Source organism: Dietzia sp. CW19, assembly GCF_014145265.1.
Classification (GTDB): domain Bacteria; phylum Actinomycetota; class Actinomycetes; order Mycobacteriales; family Mycobacteriaceae; genus Dietzia; species Dietzia natronolimnaea.
On the sequence record NZ_JAALEE010000489.1, the window covers coordinates 1 to 2361 of the forward strand.

The 2361-nt window shown below is 72.6% G+C and carries 1 protein-coding gene and 1 pseudogene; both read right to left on the minus strand.

All coding sequences use genetic code 11. The features are described from left to right. A partial coding sequence (locus G6021_RS13910; RefSeq protein WP_347238977.1) for a DUF6541 family protein occupies window positions 1–1371 on the minus strand: 1371 nt, incomplete at its 3' end. A gap of 77 nt (window positions 1372–1448) precedes the next feature. Beyond that, window positions 1449–2361 (minus strand): annotated as a pseudogene (locus G6021_RS13915) (hypothetical protein); the annotation flags it as partial.

Sequence of the window (2361 nt, forward strand, 5' to 3'; positions counted from 1 at the left end):
CGCCAGGAGCACCCCGATCCGGCGCGGGTCGTTGTAGTAGATGCTGCCGATCCCGCGCAGTGCGCCGCCGGTCCAGTTACCGAACGTGCTCATGGAGTTGACGCACACCACCAGCACCCCGCCCCAGAGCAGGAGCGGCCACAGCACGAGGCGGCGGAGCATGACGATCACCCCCACCACCGCGAGGGCCAGCAGCACCCAGCGCACTCCCCAGTCCTGCACGTGTCGCACCTGTAGCGCCACGGCCCGGCCCCAGACGGCCGCCCGGTCGGCGTTGATCTCGAACTCGAAGGCCGAGATCTCGTCCGCGTCCTCGGAGACGGTGAGGACCTGGGGCAGCAGCGTGAGCACGCCCGCCAGGCCGATCCCGGCCAGGACGACGAAGTCCCGCAACCGGCCCCGGACCGGGCGCCACAGCCCCTCGAACAGCCACCAGAACAGCACGAACACCGCGGCGGTCACCATGGCTGACGGGTGGATGCCCCCGACGCCGACCAGGCCGAGGGCGGCGGCGGGCACAAGACGTCGGTCCGCCAGCGCGGCCACCACGACCGCGGCCACCAGGCCCGCCAGCCCGTTGGCCACGCCGGAGGGGGTCGCTGCCACCATCACCTCGACGAACGGCAACCCGGGGAACAGCGGGGTGGCCATGGCCGCGACCGCGGCCGAGGTGGCGGCGGCCGGTCGGGAGAAGCGCCGGTGGGTGATGAGCCAGGCGAGTGCGGCCACACCGAGCGGGAACGCCAGCGCCATGGCGCCGATCTGCACCAGGTTGTAGGTCTCGACCGCCCCGATGCCGCGCAGCCCCATGACCAGGGCGGCGATCGCGTGCCAGGTGCTCGGGTAGTAGAGGGTGGCCCCGTTCTCCGGGTACCGGAGCTCGCCCGCCTGGTCCGGGGACGCCAGTCCCGTGTCGTGGATGAACCGGATGTAGTTGGCGTGCCAGTGGGCGTCCCAGCCCTGGAAGACGTTGGCGGTGCCGCCCGGCGTGGCCGAGAGCTCGGTGAGGATCATCTGCCCGATCAGCCACGCGCTCACCGGGATCGACGCGGCCGGGAGCAGCCACCACCACGAGCGGCGGGCACGCGGCGTGTCACCCACCCGCCCCCTACGGCGCCGCCGGATCCACAGCGTCCCGGAGATGAGCAACCCCACCAGCCCGACGATCACCGCGGTGACCGCCGTGGCCACCGCATACGCGCCCAGGGACCACGGCACACCCGTCCGGCCGTACGCGTAGGTGGCGATCGTGACGATCCCCGCGGACACGGGGATCGACGTGCCCACCGCCAACCGGAGCGGGAGCCGTGCGGCCAGTCCCACGATCAGCCCGGGGACCACGAGGAGCGCGGTGAGGGTCAGCATGACCATCGCGATGTCGATGACCTGCCTCCGTCCCTGTCGTACTCATCCGATCCGACCATTATGGGCCACCCGCCCCGCGGCCCTCAGCGCGGCACGAGGACTCCGACCGGTCCGCTGCCGATGCACAACTCCCCAAGGCCCCCTTCGGGAGTGAAGGTGACCCCGGTACCGGACCCCTCGACGCGTACGAACACCGTTCCCAGACCCGCCGACACCGGCACCGTCACCTCGGCGCCCTCGTCGAGGCGGACATCCACCTCGCCGTCCGCGTCGGCGAAGAGATTGAGCTGGACGAGCCAGTCCCGGTCGATCAGGGGGCCGTCGAGCGGGATCCGGGCACCGCCCCCGGAGACCCGGTATCCGCAGCCGGGCTCGGGCCCCTGGGGGATCGTCCGGAGCGCCGCGACCTCGGCCGGATGAAGGGTGCCGAGGGCGTCGATCACGACCGGATCAGTGGTCCACCCGGTCACCGGCGGGATCCCGGGAACACCCGCGAGCAACGACGAGAGCCGGTGTGACGGTGCGGTGACCGGGAGGAGGACCTCGAGCGGGAGATCCTGGTCGAGCAGCGGGGCGCTCCGATCATGCAGCGTCTCGAGCAGGGGGAGGGCGTAGTCGCGGGAGGGCTGTTCGGACCACGTCGTCCGATAGGTCAGGGTCGAGACCGCTGAGGAGGCGAGCAGCGCGATGAGCACCACCACGCCCGCCGGCACCGACCTGCGCCCGGCCGTGGAGGTACCCCGTCGTGGCGCCGACAACGCCAGCGCCGCGGCGGCGCCCAGGACCAGCGGGAATTCGGGGTGGTACCGGAGGGTCTGGACGATCTCCGCCGCGGTGTCCGGGCCCGCCCGCCCCACCGCGACCAGCACCACGGAGAGCAGCGGGTACAGCGCGACCGCAGCCCAGACCGCCCCGGTGCGCCGACGGGTGGCGAGAGACCACGCCAGCACCCCGGCACACGCCAGGACACCGAGGAGCACGACGGAGACCGGCGGA